This window comes from Escherichia sp. E2562, from assembly GCF_005781075.1.
Classification (GTDB): domain Bacteria; phylum Pseudomonadota; class Gammaproteobacteria; order Enterobacterales; family Enterobacteriaceae; genus Escherichia.
The window spans coordinates 65,774-85,072 of sequence record NZ_VATM01000005.1; the positions used below are offsets into that span (position 1 = coordinate 65,774).

The window sequence follows — 19,299 nt, forward strand, 5'->3', positions numbered from 1 at the left end:
GCATTTTCGCTCCGAACGTTGAATGAATTGTGGTTCTTATGTCCGAAACAAAAAACGAACTTGAAGACCTGCTGGAAAAAGCAGCAACCGAACCGGCTCACCGCCCGGCCTTTTTCCGTACTCTACTGGAATCCACCGTCTGGGTGCCTGGTACGGCGGCGCAGGGCGAGGCTGTAGTTGAAGATAGCGCGCTCGATTTACAGCACTGGGAAAAAGATGACGGCACCAGCGTCATTCCTTTTTTCACCTCGTTAGAAGCACTTCAACAGGCGGTTGAAGACGAACAGGCATTTGTCGTAATGCCCGTTCGCACATTGTTTGAGATGACCCTTGGCGAAACGCTCTTCCTTAACGCCAAACTGCCAACCGGTAAAGAATTTATGCCGCGTGAAATCAGTTTGCTGATTGGTGAAGAAGGGAATCCGCTGAGCAGTCAGGAAGTACTGGAAGGCGGTGAATCGCTGATATTATCGGAAGTCGCAGAGCCGCCAGCACAAATGATTGATTCACTCACCACCTTATTTAAAACCATTAAGCCAGTGAAGCGTGCTTTTATTTGTTCAATTAAAGAGAGCAAAGAGGCACAGCCTAATTTACTTATTGGCATTGAAGCCGATGGCGATATCGAAGAAATTATTCAGGCAGCGGGAAGTGTAGCGACCGATACATTACCTGGCGATGAACCAATCGATATTTGTCAGGTGAAAAAAGGGGAAAAAGGAATTAGCCATTTTATTACCGAACATATTGCGCCATTCTATGAACGTCGCTGGGGTGGTTTTTTGCGTGACTTTAAACAGAATCGGATAATCTAAAATATGCCGCCCCAAAGGGCGGCATTCGGGCTTACCTGCTGTTCTGAAGGTTGTTAACCACCAGTAAATTGTTACCGGAGAGATTCCGGTTATTATTTACTTCGGAAAACAGCGCACCAGAAACAATAAGTACGATACAAAAGCACCGTATCTTCATTGTGCGGTCCATGCGAAGACCGCATCACGACAGCACCACTGGCGATATTGCCGCGATAGCAAGCACTGTGGGGTGCCTGTATTTACGGTCATGGAACATCCTTTCCTAAAGCCAGCGCCCGTTTGCGAGACGGCGAAAAGGGCCGTTAAGAATAATACTCTCATGTTTGAATAATTACTCTGTTTATTATCTTGACATAACCAAGCATAAAAGAGAGTATTTCAACACTGTGGGGTGCCTGCGTTGCTCCGGCAACACAAGTCAACCTGCTGGAAAGGCCGCGAACCAGACCAGCAATAAAAAACCGCCAAATTCGGCGGTTTTTTATTGCCTGTAAAAAGCTTATTTCATTGGCTCAACCGGTAAATCTGCCCGTGCGCCCCATTCACTCCACGCCCCGTCGTACAGTTTCACATTTGGAACATCCAGCGTTGCGAGTGCCAACAAAACCACGGCTGCCGTTACACCAGAGCCGCAGCTGACAATAATTGGTTTGTCATAGCTGACGCCGCGACCAAAAAATATCGCATCCAGTTCATCGGTCGTTTTCAGTTCGCCTTCGCGCACCAGTTCTGTCCACGGAACATTCAGCGCGCCGGGAATATGTCCGCGACGTAAACCTGCGCGAGGTTCATCAACTTCCGCGTTAAAACGCGCAGCCGGGCGGGCATCGATAATTTGTGCCGTTTTTTCATGACTTGCCAATAACACATCGGTCACTTTCACCACGGCTTCCGGGGTAAACGCGACGTTAAACTCTCCTTCTGGCAGTTCCACTGCACCTTCTTCTAACAGCAGATCATCACGTTGCCAGCCCGCTAAGCCACCGCCAAGGATTGACACTTTCTCCACACCAAAAGTGCGCAGCATCCACCACGCGCGCGGCGCAGAAAATAGGTTTCCTTCATCATAGACAATCAGATGCTTGTCATGATTAACGCCCAGTTCACGCATCGCGACGGCGAACGTTTCCGGGCGAGGCAGCATGTGCGGAAGGGGGGATGTATGATCAGAAAGAGCTTCGATATCGAAAAAAACTGCACCGGGGATATGACCGTTCAGATACTCCTGAGCAACGTTACGCTTTTCCTGCCCGGGCGGCGCCATACGAGCATCAATAATCTGAATTTCCGGGTCATCAATATGTTCGGCGAGCCAGTCGGCTCCTACAAACCATGTCGTGGACATAGGCATCTCCATTTTTGCCGGGGTTAAGTTAAATTGTCGGATGTTTGCCGAAAAGCGACAAGCAAAAGAGGCTGATTTGGCTGCCTGAGCCACACTTCTCACTAAAATTCGGATTTTGTAGATGTGATAGTGAATTACATAACATCATTTCTCACGCATAATAATCATTCGACGTTGCTAACGGGCCATTGTGGCAGGGATGAGAGATGAAAAAGTTACGCTTAGCCGCCTGTATGTTGATGCTGGCGCTGGCAGGGTGCGACAACAACGATAACGCGCCAACTGCAGTGAAAAAAGATACGTCTTCTGAAGTTGCTAAAGAGTCATCTTCGACAAATGCGACTTCTGCGAAACTCTCCTCGCCGGCGCGACAAAAACTGGCACAACAGAGTGCGGGTAAAGCACTGACATTGCTGGATCTCTCTGAGGTACAGCTCGATGGCGCAGCCACGCTGGTACTGACTTTCTCTGTCCCCCTCGACCCGGATCAGGACTTCTCGCGTGTTATTCATGTCGTCGATAAAAAGAGCGGAAAAGTGGATGGCGCCTGGGAGTTGTCAGATAATCTCAAAGAACTGCGTTTACGCCACCTCGAACCGAAACGTGATTTGATCGTCACTATTGGCAAGGAAGTTAAGGCACTCAATAACGCCACCTTCAGTAAAGATTACGAAAAAACCATCACCACCCGCGATATCCAACCCAGCGTCGGCTTTGCCAGCCGTGGTTCGCTGCTACCCGGAAAAGTCGTGGAAGGACTGCCGGTAATGGCGCTCAACGTTAACAATGTCGATGTTAACTTCTTCCGTGTTAAGCCGGAATCGCTGCCAGCTTTCATTAGCCAGTGGGAATATCGTAACTCACTGGCGAACTGGCAATCGGACAAACTGTTGGAGATGGCGGACCTGGTCTATACCGGGCGGTTTGATCTCAATCCTGCGCGTAACACCCGCGAAAAATTATTGCTGCCGCTGGGCGATATCAAGCCGCTTCAGCAGGCTGGCGTGTATCTGGCTGTAATGAATCAGGCCGGACATTACGATTACAGTAATCCAGCCACGCTATTTACGTTAAGTGATATCGGCGTATCGGCCCACCGTTATCACAATCGTCTGGATATCTTTACTCAAAGCCTGGAAAACGGCGCGGCCCAGCAAGGAATTGAAGTCTCGCTATTAAATGAAAAAGGGCAGACCCTGACTCAGGCGACCAGTGATTCACAGGGCCATGTACAGCTGGAAAATGATAAAAACGCGGCGCTACTGCTGGCGCGTAAAGACGGTCAGACAACGCTGCTCGATTTAAAACTACCGGCACTGGACTTAGCGGAATTTAACATTGCTGGCGCGCCAGGCTACAGCAAACAGTTCTTTATGTTTGGTCCGCGCGATCTTTATCGCCCTGGCGAAACGGTAATCCTCAACGGCTTACTGCGTGATGCAGACGGTAAAGCTCTGCCGGATCAACCCATCAAACTGGACGTGATTAAACCTGACGGGCAGGTACTGCGTAGTGTTGTTAGCCAGCCGGAAAATGGCCTCTACCACTTTACCTGGCCGCTGGATAGCACTGCGGCAACTGGAATGTGGCATATCCGAGCCAACACTGGGGATAACCAGTATCGGATGTGGGATTTCCACGTCGAAGATTTTATGCCGGAGCGCATGGCGTTGAATCTGACCGGCGAGAAAACGCCATTAACGCCAAAAGATGAAGTGAAATTCTCCGTGGTGGGGTACTACCTGTATGGTGCACCTGCTAATGGCAATACCTTGCAGGGACAGCTTTTCTTGCGGCCGCTGCGTGAAGCCGTTTCTGCATTGCCTGGTTTCGAATTTGGCGATATTGCTGCCGAAAACCTTTCCCGCACGCTGGATGAAGTCCAGCTGACGCTGGATGATAAAGGACGCGGCGAAGTTTCCACTGAAAGCCAGTGGAAGGAAGTACATTCCCCATTACAGGTTATTTTCCAGGGGAGTTTGCTGGAATCGGGCGGTCGCCCGGTGACGCGCCGCGCTGAACAGGCTATCTGGCCTGCCGATGTGCTGCCAGGGATCCGTCCGCAGTTCTCTTCAAAATCAGTTTACGATTATCGCACTGACAGCATGGTAAAACAGCCCATTGTTGATGAAGACAGTAACGCTGTTTTTGATATCGTTTATAGCGATGCGCAGGGCGTGAAAAAAGCAGTGTCGGGCTTGCAGGTGCGACTGATTCGCGAACGTCGCGATTACTACTGGAACTGGTCGGAAGATGAAGGCTGGAAGTCACAGTTCGATCAAAAAGATCTGATCGAAAATGAGCAAACGCTGGATCTGAAAGCGGATGAAACCGGCAAGGTAAGTTTTCCGGTAGAGTGGGGCGCTTATCGTCTGGAAGTCAAAGCGCCGAATGAAGCGGTCAGTAGCGTGCGTTTTTGGGCCGGATATAGCTGGCAGGATAATAGCGACGGTAGCGGCGCAGTGCGTCCGGACCGTGTCACGCTGAAACTGGATAAAGCCAGTTATCGCCCGGGCGACACCATTAAGTTGCATATCACCGCGCCAACGGCGGGTAAAGGTTATGCGATGGTCGAGTCCAGTGAAGGGCCGCTGTGGTGGCAAGAGATTGATGTTCCGGCTCAAGGGCTGGATCTGACGATTCCGGTCGATAAAACCTGGAATCGTCATGATCTTTATTTGAGTACTCTGGTGGTGCGTCCTGGCGATAAATCTCGCTCCGCGACGCCAAAACGCGCGGTTGGTGTGTTGCATTTGCCGCTTGGTGATGAAAACCGTCGCCTCGATCTGGCGCTGGAAACACCATCAAAAATGCGTCCCAATCAACCATTAACCGTGAAAATTAAAGCCAGCACTAAAAATGGCGAGAAGCCAAAACAGGTGAATGTGCTGGTGTCTGCCGTTGATAGTGGTGTGCTGAATATTACTGACTACGTCACGCCAGATCCGTGGCAGGCGTTCTTTGGTCAGAAACGCTATGGCGCAGACATTTACGATATTTACGGTCAGGTTATTGAAGGTCAGGGGCGTCTGGCTGCACTGCGCTTTGGTGGCGATGGTGATGAACTGAAACGCGGTGGCAAACCGCCAGTAAATCACGTCAATATTGTCGCGCAACAGGCGCTGCCGGTAACGCTCAACGAACAGGGCGAAGGCACGGTTACATTGCCGATTGGCGATTTTAACGGTGAATTGCGCGTCATGGCGCAAGCATGGACGGAAGATGATTTCGGCAGCAACGAAAGCAAAGTGGTTGTTGCGGCACCCGTGATAGCGGAACTGAACATGCCGCGCTTTATGGCTAGCGGCGACACCTCACGTCTGACGCTGGACATCACTAATCTTACCGATAAACCGCAAAAACTTAACGTTGCTCTGACCGCCAGTGGCTTGCTTGAACTGGTGAGTAATTCCCCCGCACCTGTTGAATTAGCGCCAGGTGTGCGAACCACGCTGTTTATCCCGGTGCGTGCTCTGACGGGGTTTGGCGATGGTGAAATTCAGGCCACCATTAGCGGGTTAGCGTTACCAGGTGAAACCGTTGCCGATCAGCATAAGCAGTGGAAAATCGGCGTCCGTCCGGCATTCCCGGCACAAACGGTCAATTACGGTACGGCATTACAGCCTGGTGAAACCTGGGCGCTCCCGGCTGATGGGTTGCAAAACTTCTCGCCTGTTACGCTGGAAGGGCAGCTGTTGTTGAGCGGCAAGCCACCGCTGAACATCGCACGTTATATCAAAGAGTTAAAAGCATATCCCTACGGCTGCCTGGAGCAAACCACCAGCGGCCTGTTTCCGTCACTTTATACCAATGCAGCCCAACTGCAGGCGTTGGGTATAAAAGGTGACAGCGATGATAAACGCCGTGCGGCAGTCGATATTGGCATTTCGCGTTTGCTGCAAATGCAACGTGATAACGGCGGCTTTGCCCTGTGGGATAAAAACGGTGACGAAGAGTACTGGCTGACCGCCTACGTGATGGATTTCCTGACCCGTGCTGGTGAACAGGGTTACAGCGTGCCGACAGAAGCCATTAATCGTGGAAACGAGCGTCTGCTGCGCTATTTACAAGATCCGGGCATGATGTCGATTCCGTACGCTGATAATCTTAAAGCCAGTAAGTTTGCCGTTCAGTCTTACGCAGCGCTGGTGCTGGCACGGCAACAAAAAGCGCCGCTGGGTGCGCTACGCGAAATCTGGGAGCGTCGTGCAGATGCGGCTTCTGGTTTACCGCTGCTGCAACTTGGCGTTGCGCTGAAAACCATGGGTGATGCGACGCGTGGTGAAGAAGCGATTGCGCTGGCGCTGAAAACGTCGCGTAACGATGCACGGAAATGGCTGGGCGATTACGGTAGCCCACTGCGCGATAACGCGCTGATGCTCTCTTTACTTGAAGACAACAAGCTACTGCCTGATGCACAGCAGGCATTGATTAACACCCTTTCACAGCAGGCATTTGGCGAACGTTGGCTCTCGACCCAGGAAAGTAACGCGCTGTTCCTGGCCGCCCGTACTCTTCAGGATTTACCGAGTAAATGGCAGGCGCAGACGTCTTTGTCTGCCGAGCCGTTGACAGGCGAGAAAGCGCAAAACAGCAATCTGGATAGCGATCAACTGGCAGCGTTGCAGGTGACCAACCGTGGCGACCAGCCGTTATGGCTGCGTGTGGATGCCAGCGGTTATCCGCAATCCGCACCACAACCTGCGAGCAATGTGCTGCAAATTGAGCGTCATATTCTTGGTACTGACGGTAAGAGTAAGTCTCTGGACTCGTTGCGTAGCGGCGATCTGGTGCTGGTCTGGTTGCAGGTAAAAGCCAGTGACAGCGTGCCGGATGCTTTGGTCGTTGATTTACTGCCAGCGGGCCTGGAACTGGAAAACCAGAACCTGGCTAACGGCAGCGCCAGCCTGGAGCAAAGTGGCAGCGAAGTGCAAAACCTACTCAATCAAATGCAACAAGCGAACATTAAGCATATTGAGTTTCGGGACGATCGCTTTGTAGCGGCGGTTGCTGTAGATGAATATCAGCCGGTAACGCTGGTGTATCTGGCGCGGGCGGTAACGCCGGGAACGTATCAGGTTCCGCAACCGATGGTGGAATCAATGTATGTTCCCCAATGGCGGGCGACTGGCGCTACTGAAGATTTGCTGATTATCAGACCGTAAATGCCTCGTCTGTTAATCAAACGTGGCTGCTGGATAACACTGGCAGTCACGCCCTTTATTATCATTCTGGCAGCGTGGGGGGCAGATAAACTCTGGCCTCTGCCGCTACATGAAGTTAACCCCGCACGCGTCGTCGTGGCGCAGGATGGGACGCCGCTCTGGCGCTTTGCCGATGCTGATGGCATCTGGCGTTATCCGGTAACCATCGAAGATGTTTCTCCGCGTTATCTCGAAGCACTGATCAATTACGAAGATCGCTGGTTCTGGAAGCATCCAGGCGTGAACCCATTCTCGGTGGCTCGTGCTGCCTGGCAGGATCTTACTTCTGGTCGGGTTATCTCCGGCGGCAGTACGCTCACCATGCAGGTAGCTCGCCTGCTTGATCCACATTCGAAAACCTTTGGCGGTAAAATTCGCCAACTCTGGCGCGCATTTCAACTGGAATGGCACCTGTCTAAACGTGAAATTCTGACCTTGTATCTTAACCGCGCCCCGTTTGGCGGTACGTTACAGGGGATCGGTGCGGCAAGCTGGGCTTATCTCGGGAAATCGCCTGCTAATTTGAGCTATTCCGAGGCAGCAATGTTGGCGGTGTTACCGCAAGCGCCCAGCCGACTGCGCCCGGATCGCTGGCCGGAACGTGCTGAGGCCGCACGTAATAAAGTGCTCAAACGGATGGCTGCGCAAGGTGTGTGGTCCTGTGAGCAGGTAAAAGAATCTAGTGAAGAGCCCATCTGGCTGGCCCCCAGGCAAATGCCGCAATTGGCACCGCTGTTTTCGCGCATGATGCTCGGTAAAAGTAAAAGCGACAAAATCGTTACTACGCTGGATGCAGGTCTTCAACGACGTCTGGAAGAATTGGCGCAAAACTGGAAAGGACGATTGCCGGCGCGCAGCTCACTGGCGATGATCGTGGTTGATCATACCGATATGCGTGTTCGCGGCTGGGTAGGATCGGTCGATCTCAACGATGATTCACGCTTTGGTCATGTTGATATGGTTAATGCGATCCGATCGCCAGGATCGGTGCTCAAACCATTTGTTTATGGTCTGGCGCTGGATGAAGGTTTGATCCACCCGGCATCGCTGTTGCAAGACGTCCCCCGACGCACCGGTGATTATCGACCTGGTAACTTTGACAGCGGTTTTCATGGCCCGATCAGCATGAGCGAGGCGCTGGTGCGCTCGCTGAACTTACCTGCTGTGCAGGTGCTGGAAGCCTATGGCCCGAAACGGTTTGCGGCAAAATTACGCAATGTTGGATTGCCGTTGTATCTGCCCAACGGTGCTGCGCCCAATCTTTCGCTCATTCTTGGCGGCGCTGGTGCAAAACTGGAAGATATGGCTGCAGCGTATACCGCGTTTGCTCGCCACGGTAAGGCGGGTAAGTTGCGCTTACAGCCGGGCGACCCATTACTTGAGCGACCGTTAATGTCGCCGGGGGCCGCGTGGATTATCCGCCGTATTATGGCAGATGAAGCGCAGCCGCTTCCGGATAGCGCCTTACCACGCGTCGTACCACTGGCGTGGAAAACAGGAACCAGTTATGGCTACCGCGATGCATGGGCAATAGGGATAAACGCTCGCTATGTGGTCGGTATCTGGACCGGCAGGCCGGACGGCACGCCCGTTGTCGGTCAGTTTGGTTTTGCCAGCGCCGTACCGCTGTTGAATCAGGTCAATAATATCTTACTGTCGCACAGTGCGAATCTGCCGGAAGACCCGCGTCCTGACTCTGTAAGCCGTGGCGTTATCTGCTGGCCGGGCGGACAGTCTTTGCCGGAAGGTGACGGTAACTGTCGCCGCCGCCTGGCAACCTGGCTGCTGGACGGGAGCCAGCCGCCAACTCTATTACTACCGGAGCAGGAAGGCATTAATGGCATTCGTTTCCCCATCTGGCTGGATGAAAACGGCAAACGTGTTGCCGCTGATTGCCCTCAGGCGCGACAAGAAATGATAAATGTCTGGCCGCTACCGCTGGAACCCTGGCTGCCTGCATCGGAGCGCCGCGCCGCACGCCTGCCATCGGCATCAACAAGTTGCCCGCCGTACGGTCACGATGCCCAGCTCCCGCTGCAGCTGACAGGCGTTCGCGATGGCGCGATTATTAAACGTTTACCTGGCACTGCTGATGCTTCTTTGCCTGTGCAAACCACGGGTGGCACAGGTGAACGATGGTGGTTTCTTAATGGTGCGCCGTTAACTGAACGTGGGCGTAACATTACGTTGCGTTTGAGTGAAAAAGGTGATTATCAGTTACTGGTGATGGATGAAATGGGACAGGTCGCGACGGTGAGATTTGCCATGCAGTAGTCTGTTTTGTCAGATTTTGTTGCTTAAACTCGGTTTATTTTAAAAAAATGTTACCTTCATCAATAGTCAACGGCCCTGTAGCTCATTATAATCCGCGCCATCTCGTACGCTGGTACAGACAACAACAGAATAATTTACAGAGGTAAAAATGGCTATTGAACGTACTTTTTCCATCATCAAACCGAACGCGGTAGCAAAAAACGTTATTGGTAATATCTTTGCGCGCTTTGAAGCTGCTGGATTCAAAATTGTCGGCACCAAAATGCTGCACCTGACCGTTGAACAGGCTCGTGGCTTTTATGCTGAACACGATGGAAAACCGTTCTTTGATGGTCTGGTTGAGTTCATGACCTCTGGCCCGATCGTGGTTTCCGTACTGGAAGGTGAAAACGCCGTTCAGCGTCACCGCGATCTGCTGGGCGCGACCAACCCGGCAAACGCACTGGCCGGTACTCTGCGTGCTGATTATGCTGACAGCCTGACCGAAAACGGTACCCACGGTTCTGATTCTGTAGAATCTGCCGCTCGCGAAATCGCCTTCTTCTTCGGTGAAGGCGAAGTGTGTCCGCGCACACGTTAATATTTTCGTAAATGCCGCGTGCAAACGTGGCATCCATGCGCCAGAATTTGTACAATGCAGCGCCCCCGGACGAGCAGTCGCTCACCGGGGCGTTTCTTTTTTCAACCCTCCAGGGGCCATAACGTGTAATAACGAGGCCGGAATAGCATATGTCTGAACAATTAGTCACACCTGAAAACGTCACCACGAAAGATGGAAAAATCAACCTGCTGGATCTCAACCGTCAGCAGATGCGGGAGTTTTTTAAAGATTTGGGTGAAAAACCCTTCCGCGCCGATCAGGTGATGAAGTGGATGTATCACTATTGCTGCGACAACTTTGATGAGATGACCGACATCAACAAAGTGTTGCGTGGCAAGCTGAAAGAGGTGGCGGAGATCCGCGCACCGGAAGTGGTTGAAGAACAGCGTTCATCTGACGGCACCATTAAATGGGCAATTGCCGTGGGCGATCAGCGCGTTGAAACGGTGTACATTCCGGAAGACGACCGCGCCACACTTTGCGTCTCCTCGCAGGTCGGCTGTGCGCTGGAGTGTAAATTTTGTTCCACTGCCCAGCAAGGTTTCAACCGTAACCTGCGGGTGTCGGAAATTATCGGCCAGGTGTGGCGTGCGGCGAAAATCGTCGGCGCAGCAAAAGTCACCGGTCAGCGCCCGATCACTAACGTAGTGATGATGGGCATGGGCGAACCGCTGCTCAACCTGAACAATGTCGTTCCGGCGATGGAAATCATGCTCGACGATTTTGGCTTTGGCTTGTCTAAACGTCGCGTGACGCTTTCTACATCGGGTGTTGTTCCGGCACTGGATAAACTGGGCGATATGATTGACGTTGCGCTGGCAATCTCTCTGCACGCGCCGAACGACGAAATTCGTGACGAAATTGTACCGATCAACAAAAAGTACAATATCGAAACTTTCCTCGCTGCGGTACGCCGCTATCTGGAAAAGTCCAATGCCAACCAGGGCCGCGTCACCATTGAATACGTGATGCTTGACCATGTTAACGACGGTACAGAGCACGCGCATCAACTGGCGGAGCTGCTGAAAGATACGCCGTGTAAGATCAACCTGATTCCGTGGAACCCGTTCCCGGGCGCGCCGTATGGCCGCAGTTCGAACAGTCGTATCGATCGCTTCTCAAAAGTGTTGATGAGCTATGGGTTCACAACCATCGTGCGTAAAACGCGTGGGGATGATATCGACGCAGCTTGCGGGCAATTAGCGGGCGAGGTTATCGACCGCACTAAACGTACCCTGCGCAAACGGATGCAGGGTGAAGCCATCGATGTGAAAACGGTTTGATGTCTCTTGCGCCACGGTTACTTTTTGTACCGTGGCGTAATCTTTTATGAATATAGCATTAAGTTGCAATTGTCTGATCAATATTAACGGTGCGTTTTTGCTGACTTTAAGGCAGTATGTAACGATGCAACAGTGAGTTAGCTTTGATTCATGTGGGCTTTGTCATGAGCACACAGACAGTCTTATACTGTATGATAAAGGTTAACTTAATGGATGTCTCGCGGTGTGGGTGAGCATGATGGCTCACCGGCATCTCAATTCTCATTTAAACGTACCTGCAGCGAATGAATACTGAAGCCACGCACGACCAAAATGAAGCACTTACTACCGGCGCTCGCTTGCGTAATGCCCGCGAACAACTTGGACTTAGCCAGCAAGCCGTTGCCGAACGACTTTGTCTGAAGGTTTCCACGGTACGCGATATTGAAGAGGATAAGGCGCCAGCCGACCTTGCATCAACATTCCTGCGCGGGTATATCCGGTCTTATGCACGATTGGTGCATATTCCGGAAGAAGAACTGCTGCCGGGGCTGGAAAAACAGGCTCCGTTACGGGCCGCAAAAGTTGCGCCTATGCAGAGTTTCTCTCTCGGCAAGCGACGTAAAAAACGCGATGGCTGGCTGATGACCTTCACCTGGCTGGTGTTATTCGTGGTGATTGGACTGAGCGGTGCCTGGTGGTGGCAAGATCACAAAGCCCAGCAGGAAGAGATCACGACTATGGCCGATCAGACCACAGCGGAACTGAACGGTAATAGCGGCCAGGCGCAGAGCGTGCCGTTAGATACCTCCTCAAACGCTAGTCAGAGTGACTCCACCACGACGTCAGCACCTGCGGATACTACCGCTGCAAACACGCAAACGTCAGACGTGACCACGCCAGCACCTGCCGTTGAACCACAGCAGAACGCAGTTGTTCCGCCTTCGCAGGCGAATGTGGATACCACTGCTACGACCGCGCCAACGGCAACGACGTCAGATGACACAGCACCACTGCCAACCGATCAGGCAGGCGTGACTACGCCGGCGGCTAACCCGAATGCACTGGTGATGAACTTTACTGCCGATTGCTGGCTGGAAGTCACTGATGCTACCGGTAAAAAACTGTTCAGCGGGATGCAGCGTAAAGACGGTAATTTGAATTTAACCGGCCAGGCACCGTATAAACTGAAAATTGGTGCGCCGGCCGCAGTACAGATCCAGTATCAAGGGAAACCTGTCGATCTGAGTCGTTTTATCAGAACTAACCAGGTTGCGCGTCTGACCCTAAATGCCGAACAATCACCGGCGCAGTAACAGACGGGTAACGCGGGAGATTTTGCATGCATAACCAGGCTCCAATTCAACGTAGAAAATCAACACGTATTTACGTTGGGAATGTGCCGATTGGCGATGGAGCTCCCATCGCCGTACAGTCCATGACTAATACGCGCACGACGGATGTCGAAGCGACGGTCAATCAAATCAAGGCGCTGGAACGTGTTGGTGCCGATATCGTCCGTGTTTCAGTACCGACGATGGACGCGGCAGAAGCGTTCAAACTCATCAAACAGCAGGTTAACGTGCCGCTGGTGGCTGACATCCACTTCGACTATCGCATTGCGCTGAAAGTGGCGGAATACGGAGTCGATTGCCTGCGCATTAACCCAGGCAATATCGGTAATGAAGAGCGTATTCGCATGGTGGTTGACTGTGCGCGCGATAAAAACATTCCGATCCGTATTGGCGTTAACGCGGGATCGCTGGAAAAAGATCTGCAAGAAAAGTATGGCGAACCGACGCCGCAGGCGTTGCTTGAGTCCGCCATGCGCCATGTTGATCATCTTGATCGTCTGAACTTCGATCAGTTTAAAGTCAGTGTCAAAGCGTCAGACGTTTTCCTGGCAGTAGAATCGTATCGTCTGCTGGCAAAACAGATCGTTCAGCCGCTGCATCTTGGGATCACCGAAGCCGGCGGCGCACGCAGTGGGGCGGTGAAATCTGCCATCGGTTTAGGTCTGTTGTTGTCTGAAGGTATTGGTGACACGCTGCGCGTTTCGCTGGCTGCCGATCCGGTTGAAGAGATCAAAGTCGGTTTCGATATCCTTAAATCGCTGCGAATCCGTTCGCGCGGGATCAACTTCATTGCCTGCCCGACCTGTTCTCGTCAGGAGTTTGACGTTATTGGTACGGTTAACGCACTTGAGCAGCGTCTGGAAGATATCATTACCCCGATGGACGTTTCGATCATTGGTTGCGTGGTGAATGGCCCTGGCGAGGCACTGGTTTCTACACTCGGCGTCACGGGCGGCAATAAGAAAAGCGGCCTTTATGAAGATGGCGTGCGCAAAGACCGTCTGGACAACAATGACATGATCGACCAGCTGGAAGCGCGCATTCGTGCGAAAGCCAGTCAGCTGGACGAAGCGCGTCGAATTGACGTTCAGCAGGTTGAAAAATAATAACGTGATGGGAAGCGCCTCGCTTCCCGTGTATGATTGAACCCGCATAGCTCCCGAAACATTGACGGAAGCGTTGAGGGTTCATTTTTATATTCAGAAAGAGAATAAACGTGGCAAAAAACATTCAAGCCATTCGCGGCATGAACGATTACCTGCCTGGCGAAACGGCCATTTGGCAGCGCATTGAAGGCACACTGAAAAACGTGCTCGGCAGCTACGGTTACAGTGAAATCCGCTTGCCGATTGTAGAGCAGACCCCGCTATTCAAACGTGCGATTGGTGAAGTCACCGACGTGGTTGAAAAAGAGATGTATACCTTTGAGGATCGCAACGGCGACAGCCTGACTTTGCGCCCTGAAGGGACGGCGGGCTGTGTACGCGCCGGCATCGAGCATGGTCTTCTGTACAATCAGGAACAGCGTCTGTGGTATATCGGGCCGATGTTCCGCCATGAGCGTCCGCAAAAAGGCCGTTATCGTCAATTCCATCAGCTAGGTTGTGAAGTCTTCGGTCTGCAAGGTCCGGATATTGACGCCGAACTGATCATGCTTACTGCTCGCTGGTGGCGTGCGCTGGGTATCTCTGAACACGTTACCCTCGAACTGAACTCAATCGGTTCACTGGAAGCGCGAGCGAACTACCGCGATGCGCTGGTGGCATTCCTCGAACAGCATAAAGAAAAGCTGGACGAAGACTGCAAACGCCGCATGTACACCAACCCGCTGCGCGTGCTGGATTCCAAAAATCCGGAAGTGCAGGCGTTACTCAATGACGCTCCGGCGTTAGGCGATTATCTTGACGAGGAGTCTCGCGAGCATTTTGCTGGTCTGTGCAAACTGCTGGAGAGCGCAGGTATTGCCTACACCGTCAACCAGCGTTTGGTGCGTGGTCTGGATTACTACAATCGTACCGTTTTCGAATGGGTGACTAACAGTCTCGGTTCCCAGGGAACCGTGTGCGCAGGCGGTCGTTATGACGGTCTGGTGGAACAGCTGGGTGGCCGTGCAACACCGGCAGTAGGTTTTGCGATGGGCCTCGAACGTCTTGTGTTGTTAGTTCAGGCAGTTAATCCGGAATTTAAAGCCGATCCCGTTGTCGATATATACCTGGTGGCTTCAGGCGCCGATACACAATCTGCGGCGCTGGCATTAGCTGAGCGTCTACGTGATGAATTACCGGGTGTGAAATTGATGACCAACCACGGCGGCGGCAACTTTAAGAAACAGTTTGCCCGTGCTGATAAATGGGGCGCACGCGTTGCTGTGGTGCTGGGTGAGTCCGAAGTGGCCAACGGCACGGCAGTAGTGAAGGATTTGCGCTCTGGTGAGCAAACGGCAGTTGCGCAGGATAGCGTAGCCGCGCATTTGCGCACGTTACTGGGTTAAGGAAGGAGAAGGACAGCGTGGAAATTTACGAGAACGAAAACGACCAGGTTGAAGCGGTTAAACGCTTTTTTGCTGAAAATGGCAAAGCACTGGCTGTTGGGGTGATTTTGGGCGTTGGCGCACTGATTGGCTGGCGCTACTGGAACAGCCATCAGGTTGATTCCGCACGCTCCACTTCTCTTGCCTATCAAAATGCGGTTACCGCAGTTAGCGAAGGCAAACCAGACAGCATTCCGGCGGCGGAAAAATTCGCTGCTGAAAATAAAAATACTTATGGCGCGCTGGCTTCTTTGGAACTTGCGCAGCAATTTGTTGACAAAAATGAACTAGAGAAAGCTGCCGCCCAATTGCAACAGGGGTTGGCGGACACGAGCGATGAAAATCTCAAAGCCGTGATAAATCTGCGTCTTGCCCGAGTTCAGGTGCAGCTCAAGCAGGCTGATGCCGCGCTGAAAACCCTTGAAACCATTAAAGGTGAAGGGTGGGCTGCCATTGTTGCCGACCTGCGTGGTGAAGCATTGCTGAGCAAAGGTGATAAGCAAGGTGCGCGTAGTGCATGGGAAGCAGGCGTGAAAAGCGATGCTACCCCGGCACTGAGCGAAATGATGCAGATGAAAATTAATAATTTGTCCATCTGAGAGGGACCCGATGCAATTGCGTAAATTACTGCTGCCAGGACTGCTTTCCGTTACTCTTTTAAGCGGCTGTTCGCTGTTTAACAGCGAAGAAGATGTGGTAAAGATGTCCCCATTGCCGACCGTTGAAAACCAGTTTACGCCGACCACGGCGTGGAGCACCTCTGTTGGTAGCGGCATTGGCAACTTCTATTCTAATCTTCATCCGGCACTGGCGGACAACGTTGTCTATGCAGCGGACCGCGCTGGTTTAGTAAAAGCGATGAATGCGGATGATGGCAAAGAAATCTGGTCTGTCAGTCTGGCCGAGAAAGATGGCTGGTTGTCTAAAGAGCCGGCATTGCTTTCTGGCGGCGTGACCGTAGCAGGTGGTCACGTTTACATTGGCAGCGAAAAGGCGCAGGTTTACGCGCTGAATACCAGCGATGGTACTGTAGCATGGCAAACTAAAGTCGCAGGTGAAGCACTTTCTCGCCCGGTGGTTAGCGATGGTCTGGTACTTATCCACACCAGTAATGGTCAGTTGCAAGCGCTGAACGAAGCAGACGGTGCTGTTAAATGGACAGTTAACCTTGATATGCCTTCGCTCTCTTTGCGTGGCGAATCTGCGCCAGCCACAGCGTTTGGCGCAGCAGTTGTTGGTGGTGATAATGGCCGCGTCAGCGCAGTACTGATGCAACAGGGCCAGATGATTTGGCAACAGCGCATCTCTCAGGCGACCGGCTCTACTGAAATCGACCGTCTGAGCGATGTTGACACAACTCCGGTAATCATTAACGGCGTTGTTTTTGCACTGGCCTATAATGGTAACCTGACGGCGCTTGATCTGCGCAGCGGTCAGATTATGTGGAAACGCGAACTGGGTTCGGTGAATGATTTCATCGTCGACGGCAACCGCATCTATCTGGTCGATCAAAATGACCGGGTGATGGCGTTGACTATTGATGGCGGCGTTACGCTGTGGACGCAAAGCGATCTGTTGCATCGCCTGCTGACTTCTCCGGTGCTGTATAATGGCAACCTGGTGGTGGGTGACAGTGAAGGCTATCTGCACTGGATTAACGTCGAAGATGGTCGTTTCGTTGCCCAGCAAAAAGTTGATAGCTCCGGTTTCCAGACCGAACCGGTTGCCGCTGATGGCAAACTGCTGATCCAGGCAAAAGACGGGACTGTGTACTCCATTACACGTTAATCGTCTCTGTCGTTCACTTTGAAAACGGCTCCTGGACAGGGGCCGTTTTCCTGTTTTTAACAACGACGCAAAAAAAGCGATCGTTGTCTGATGATTTATAAAAATGAGGCTTTAAACATGGTACCTGTGGTCGCGCTTGTCGGGCGCCCTAACGTAGGAAAATCCACGTTATTTAACCGTCTAACTCGCACCCGAGATGCGCTGGTTGCGGATTTCCCGGGTCTGACTCGTGACCGTAAGTACGGTCGTGCAGAAATTGAAGGCCGCGAGTTTATCTGTATTGATACCGGCGGTATTGACGGTACGGAAGACGGTGTTGAAACCCGCATGGCGGAACAGTCGCTACTGGCGATTGAAGAAGCAGACGTTGTACTGTTTATGGTTGATGCGCGTGCTGGCCTGATGCCAGCAGATGAAGCTATTGCCAAGCACCTGCGCTCCCGAGAAAAACCTACCTTCCTGGTGGCAAACAAAACTGATGGTTTAGATCCAGACCAGGCAGTTGTTGATTTCTATTCGCTCGGTTTAGGCGAAATCTACCCAATTGCCGCGTCTCATGGTCGTGGTGTATTAAGCCTGCTGGAGCACGTCCTTCTGCCGTGGATGGAAGATCTCGCGCCGCAAGAAGAAGTGGACGAAGACGCAGAATACTGGGAGCAATTTGAAGCGCAAGAGAACGGCGAAGAAGAAGAGGAAGACGACTTCGACCCGCAAAGTCTGCCGATCAAACTGGCGATTGTGGGGCGTCCGAACGTCGGTAAGTCTACGCTCACTAACCGTATTCTCGGTGAAGAACGCGTTGTGGTTTACGACATGCCAGGCACAACACGTGACAGTATCTACATTCCAATGGAACGTGACGGACGTGAGTATGTACTCATTGACACCGCAGGCGTACGTAAACGCGGCAAAATCACCGATGCGGTAGAGAAGTTCTCAGTAATCAAAACGTTGCAGGCAATTGAAGATGCCAACGTGGTGATGCTGGTCATTGATGCACGCGAAGGTATTTCCGATCAGGATCTCTCTCTGCTGGGCTTTATTCTCAATAGTGGGCGCTCACTTGTGATTGTGGTGAACAAGTGGGATGGCCTGAGCCAGGAAGTGAAAGAGCAGGTGAAAGAGACGCTGGACTTCCGTCTGGGCTTTATTGATTTTGCTCGCGTGCACTTTATCTCTGCATTGCACGGCAGTGGTGTTGGTAACCTGTTTGAATCAGTGCGTGAAGCATATGACAGCTCTACCCGTCGCGTGGGTACGTCTATGCTGACACGAATCATGACCATGGCTGTTGAAGATCACCAGCCGCCACTGGTACGCGGGCGTCGCGTGAAGCTGAAATATGCCCACGCCGGTGGTTATAACCCGCCGATTGTGGTGATTCACGGTAACCAGGTAAAAGACCTGCCGGATTCCTACAAGCGTTATCTGATGAACTACTTCCGCAAGTCTCTGGATGTGATGGGTACGCCGATTCGTATTCAGTTCAAAGAAGGGGAAAACCCATATGCGAACAAGCGTAACACCCTGACGCCGACCCAGATGCGTAAGCGTAAGCGCCTGCTGAAGCATATCAAGAAAAGTAAGTAATTACTTATCTGGTTTCCCTTTCCATATGGAAAGGGAAACTCATGAAAATGTGAGGATCATTTATGGAACTCAGCTGCCCAATCTGCCAAAAACCTCTCGAACGTCAAGGCGAGACGGCTCACTGCGTAACTTGCGACAAAGATTTCATCGTCCAGGCACTTTGCCCTGACTGCCACCAACCGTTACAGGTGTTAAAAGCGTGTGGTGCGGTGGATTATTTCTGCCAGCATGGTCACGGTTTAATTTCTAAAACCCGTATTGAATTTGTCATTGCTTAATATCACTGGAATATATGATTTCGCATTATATATTCCTAATATAAATATTATAATCTCTTCTCTATTAGATAAATGGCTAATTAAAAATGAGCAAAGTCTCATTGTTATAACTTTAAGACTATGTTTAGCACTTCTGGTGTGCAGTTGCTGCGTTATCTGGAATACAATGTTAGACATTATTTTAGAATTAAATTCCCACAGGGAAAAACATGTTGCAATGGATCCGCTATATAACACTAATATTTATCTCCGGTGCT

Annotated in this window: 14 protein-coding genes; 12 read left to right on the plus strand and 2 right to left on the minus strand. The window is 51.8% G+C overall.

Features of this window, described 5'->3' with window-relative positions; genetic code table 11:
• Nucleotides 1–38: 38 nt before the first annotated feature.
• Entirely contained in the window at nucleotides 39–815 is a 777-nt protein-coding gene (sseB, locus tag FEK43_RS09270; RefSeq protein WP_131162566.1) for an enhanced serine sensitivity protein SseB, read from the plus strand.
• Between the two features lie 31 nt (nucleotides 816–846).
• Here sseB and timP read toward each other — a convergent pair whose 3' ends face one another.
• On the minus strand, nucleotides 847–972 hold the full coding sequence (gene timP / locus FEK43_RS23315; RefSeq protein ID WP_252152854.1) for a small toxic inner membrane protein TimP: 126 nt from the start codon (nucleotides 970–972) through the stop codon (nucleotides 847–849).
• Nucleotides 973–1,314: 342 nt separating this feature from the next.
• Complete coding sequence (gene sseA / locus FEK43_RS09275) at nucleotides 1,315–2,160, minus strand: 3-mercaptopyruvate sulfurtransferase (RefSeq protein ID WP_135407552.1); 846 nt, start codon at nucleotides 2,158–2,160, stop codon at nucleotides 1,315–1,317.
• Nucleotides 2,161–2,366: 206 nt separating this feature from the next.
• On the opposite strand from sseA, the gene yfhM reads away from it, so the two are divergent.
• The 11 genes from yfhM to FEK43_RS09330 all read left to right on the plus strand — a co-directional run bounded on the left by yfhM (nucleotide 2,367) and on the right by FEK43_RS09330 (nucleotide 19,042).
• A complete protein-coding gene (yfhM, locus tag FEK43_RS09280; RefSeq protein ID WP_135407550.1) occupies nucleotides 2,367–7,325 on the plus strand; it encodes an alpha2-macroglobulin in 4,959 nt (1,652 codons plus the stop codon).
• The gene (pbpC, locus tag FEK43_RS09285) at nucleotides 7,326–9,638 is read left to right on the plus strand and encodes a peptidoglycan glycosyltransferase PbpC (protein ID WP_135407548.1); all 2,313 of its coding nucleotides are present in this window, start codon (nucleotides 7,326–7,328) and stop codon (nucleotides 9,636–9,638) included.
• Between the two features lie 148 nt (nucleotides 9,639–9,786).
• Nucleotides 9,787–10,218: a nucleoside-diphosphate kinase gene (gene ndk / locus FEK43_RS09290; RefSeq protein WP_000963835.1), complete on the plus strand. Its 432-nt coding sequence runs from the start codon at nucleotides 9,787–9,789 to the stop codon at nucleotides 10,216–10,218.
• A gap of 149 nt (nucleotides 10,219–10,367) precedes the next feature.
• Complete coding sequence (locus FEK43_RS09295) at nucleotides 10,368–11,522, plus strand: bifunctional tRNA (adenosine(37)-C2)-methyltransferase TrmG/ribosomal RNA large subunit methyltransferase RlmN (RefSeq protein WP_130207500.1); 1,155 nt, start codon at nucleotides 10,368–10,370, stop codon at nucleotides 11,520–11,522.
• A gap of 284 nt (nucleotides 11,523–11,806) precedes the next feature.
• Entirely contained in the window at nucleotides 11,807–12,817 is a 1,011-nt protein-coding gene (gene rodZ, locus FEK43_RS09300; RefSeq protein ID WP_131162570.1) for a cytoskeleton protein RodZ, read from the plus strand.
• Between the two features lie 26 nt (nucleotides 12,818–12,843).
• A complete protein-coding gene (gene ispG, locus FEK43_RS09305; RefSeq protein WP_135407546.1) occupies nucleotides 12,844–13,962 on the plus strand; it encodes a flavodoxin-dependent (E)-4-hydroxy-3-methylbut-2-enyl-diphosphate synthase in 1,119 nt (372 codons plus the stop codon).
• A gap of 110 nt (nucleotides 13,963–14,072) precedes the next feature.
• A complete protein-coding gene (gene hisS, locus FEK43_RS09310) occupies nucleotides 14,073–15,347 on the plus strand; it encodes a histidine--tRNA ligase (RefSeq protein ID WP_130237914.1) in 1,275 nt (424 codons plus the stop codon).
• Nucleotides 15,348–15,364: 17 nt separating this feature from the next.
• Entirely contained in the window at nucleotides 15,365–15,985 is a 621-nt protein-coding gene (gene yfgM, locus FEK43_RS09315; RefSeq protein WP_130207491.1) for an ancillary SecYEG translocon subunit YfgM, read from the plus strand.
• A 10-nt stretch (nucleotides 15,986–15,995) separates the two neighbouring features.
• Nucleotides 15,996–17,174 (plus strand): outer membrane protein assembly factor BamB, encoded by a 1,179-nt coding sequence (bamB, locus tag FEK43_RS09320; RefSeq protein WP_130207489.1) that lies wholly within the window; start codon nucleotides 15,996–15,998, stop codon nucleotides 17,172–17,174.
• Nucleotides 17,175–17,291: 117 nt separating this feature from the next.
• Complete coding sequence (der, locus tag FEK43_RS09325; RefSeq protein WP_135407544.1) at nucleotides 17,292–18,764, plus strand: ribosome biogenesis GTPase Der; 1,473 nt, start codon at nucleotides 17,292–17,294, stop codon at nucleotides 18,762–18,764.
• A 62-nt stretch (nucleotides 18,765–18,826) separates the two neighbouring features.
• A complete protein-coding gene (locus FEK43_RS09330; protein ID WP_130207487.1) occupies nucleotides 18,827–19,042 on the plus strand; it encodes a zinc ribbon domain-containing protein in 216 nt (71 codons plus the stop codon).
• The last annotated feature ends 257 nt before the right edge of the window (nucleotides 19,043–19,299 follow it).

What these genes read in the sequence shown, in the direction of transcription:
- sseB (WP_131162566.1), top strand. Translation starts at nt 39, where the DNA reads ATGTCCGAAACAAAAAACGAACTTGAAGACCTGCTGGAAAAAGCAGCA.
- timP (WP_252152854.1), bottom strand. Translation starts at nt 972, where the DNA reads ATGAAGATACGGTGCTTTTGTATCGTACTTATTGTTTCTGGTGCGCTG.
- sseA (WP_135407552.1), bottom strand. Translation starts at nt 2,160, where the DNA reads ATGTCCACGACATGGTTTGTAGGAGCCGACTGGCTCGCCGAACATATT.
- yfhM (WP_135407550.1), top strand. Translation starts at nt 2,367, where the DNA reads ATGAAAAAGTTACGCTTAGCCGCCTGTATGTTGATGCTGGCGCTGGCA.
- pbpC (WP_135407548.1), top strand. Translation starts at nt 7,326, where the DNA reads ATGCCTCGTCTGTTAATCAAACGTGGCTGCTGGATAACACTGGCAGTC.
- ndk (WP_000963835.1), top strand. Translation starts at nt 9,787, where the DNA reads ATGGCTATTGAACGTACTTTTTCCATCATCAAACCGAACGCGGTAGCA.
- FEK43_RS09295 (WP_130207500.1), top strand. Translation starts at nt 10,368, where the DNA reads ATGTCTGAACAATTAGTCACACCTGAAAACGTCACCACGAAAGATGGA.
- rodZ (WP_131162570.1), top strand. Translation starts at nt 11,807, where the DNA reads ATGAATACTGAAGCCACGCACGACCAAAATGAAGCACTTACTACCGGC.
- ispG (WP_135407546.1), top strand. Translation starts at nt 12,844, where the DNA reads ATGCATAACCAGGCTCCAATTCAACGTAGAAAATCAACACGTATTTAC.
- bamB (WP_130207489.1), top strand. Translation starts at nt 15,996, where the DNA reads ATGCAATTGCGTAAATTACTGCTGCCAGGACTGCTTTCCGTTACTCTT.
- der (WP_135407544.1), top strand. Translation starts at nt 17,292, where the DNA reads ATGGTACCTGTGGTCGCGCTTGTCGGGCGCCCTAACGTAGGAAAATCC.
- FEK43_RS09330 (WP_130207487.1), top strand. Translation starts at nt 18,827, where the DNA reads ATGGAACTCAGCTGCCCAATCTGCCAAAAACCTCTCGAACGTCAAGGC.